We start from the raw sequence: 1,398 nt of genomic DNA on the forward strand, positions 1-1,398 counted from the left end.
CCCTGGTGGTCTTCGACACGGCGCGCGGCAGCCTCCAGCGTCCGGGCGCCGCCGCCCTCGGCGTCACGCCCGGCCTGGCCCTGGCGGTCGAGGCCCCGCTGGCGGAGGCCGGGGAGGCGGGGCGCCTCGCCATCCGCTTCGATGCCGAGGGCGGCTCGACCGGCGGCCGCGTCCGGCTGTCGCGCGGTGGCATGACGGCCGCGGTGGAGGTCGACTGGATGACCGGCCATGTCCGCCTCTTCGAGTGACGCGCCGCGCCGGCGGCGGACGGCGCCCGGCTTCACGCTGGTGGAGGCCCTGGTGGCGCTGGCGGTGATCGGCGGCGTGCTCGCCGCCCTTCTGCCGGCCCTGGCGGCCACGCTGCGCGCCAAGGCGGGGCGCGAGGCGGATCTCGCCGCGCTGGCCCTGGCGCAGTCGCTGCTGGAGGCCCATGCCCCGCCCGGCGCCGCCCGGCCCGGCCATCTGGAGGGGCGCGCGCCGGAGGGGCCCTGGCGTGTCGAGACAGGGCCGGGCGAGGCCGGCGCGCCCGGGCTGGCGCTCCATCCGGTGCGCGTCACGGTGGGGGCGGTGGTGCTGGAGACGCTGCGCCCGGGCCCGGCCGGGGGGGCGCCATGATCCGGCGCTCCGCTCCCGGCCTGACGCTGGTCGAGACGCTGGTCGGGCTGGTGCTGCTCGGGCTGGTGATGAGCCTGGCGCTGAGCGCCCTCGGGCTGGTCGGGCGGGCCGGGCGGGTGGCGGCGGCGGACCGGACCGAGCTTGGGCTGGTGCAGGATCTGCTGCGGCTGCGGCTGCTGGCCGCCCTGCCCATCCCGGAAGAGGGCCGGAGCGGCGGCGCCGCGGCGCTGATCTTCGAGGGGCGTCCGGAAGCCCTGGCCTTCGTCGCCGAACTGCCGCCGCGTTTCGGCCTGGGCGGCCCGGCGCTGCTCGGCCTGCGGCACGAGCAGGGCGCCCTGCTGCTCTCCTGGCGCGCCCTGCCGGGTGGCGAGGCGGGGGAGGGGGGGCCGGAAGGCCGTTCCGGGCGGCGCCTGCTCGAAGGCGTCGAAGCGCTCCGCCTGCGCTACTTCGGCGCGCCCCGTCCGGGCGAGGCGGCGCTCTGGCGGGATACGTGGTCGGAGGCGGCCGTGCTGCCGATGGCGATCGAGCTGAACCTCGACTTCGCCGCGGAGGATGCGCGCCGCTGGACGCCGCTGGTGGTGGCGCCGCGGCTGGCGCACAGACGGGAGGCCGGGGGATGAGCCTGCGCGAGACGGGGGGGCGGGCGCGGCGGGGGGCGGAGGCCTTCCTGCGCTGGTGGGGCGCCGAGCTGCGGGACATGCTGCCCCCGCGATGGCGCGGCCGCCGGCGACGCCTGGTGGTGGACCTGCGGGGCGCCGCGCCCGGGCTGGCCCGCCTGCAGGG

At 79.5% G+C, this 1,398-nt stretch carries 3 protein-coding genes; all 3 read left to right on the forward strand.

The window, feature by feature from the left end; translation table 11 throughout:
- On the forward strand, nucleotides 1-248 hold a 248-nt coding region (locus ACVMLK_RS21000), incomplete at its 5' end, for a hypothetical protein (protein ID WP_457487538.1).
- Nucleotides 229-615, forward strand: a complete 387-nt coding sequence (locus ACVMLK_RS21005) for a type II secretion system protein (protein WP_198366631.1) — start codon at nucleotides 229-231, stop codon at nucleotides 613-615. The genes ACVMLK_RS21000 and ACVMLK_RS21005, both read left to right, overlap by 20 nt.
- On the forward strand, nucleotides 612-1,235 hold the full coding sequence (locus ACVMLK_RS21010) for a prepilin-type N-terminal cleavage/methylation domain-containing protein (RefSeq protein ID WP_457487539.1): 624 nt from the start codon (nucleotides 612-614) through the stop codon (nucleotides 1,233-1,235). The genes ACVMLK_RS21005 and ACVMLK_RS21010 overlap by 4 nt, the downstream gene beginning before the upstream one ends.
- Nucleotides 1,236-1,398: the final 163 nt, after the last annotated feature.

This window comes from Teichococcus aerofrigidensis (assembly GCF_054073225.1).

Bases quoted from the DNA above. Each gene is read 5' to 3' on its own strand.
- ACVMLK_RS21005 (WP_198366631.1), top strand. From the start codon at position 229: ATGTCCGCCTCTTCGAGTGACGCGCCGCGCCGGCGGCGGACGGCGCCC.
- ACVMLK_RS21010 (WP_457487539.1), top strand. From the start codon at position 612: ATGATCCGGCGCTCCGCTCCCGGCCTGACGCTGGTCGAGACGCTGGTC.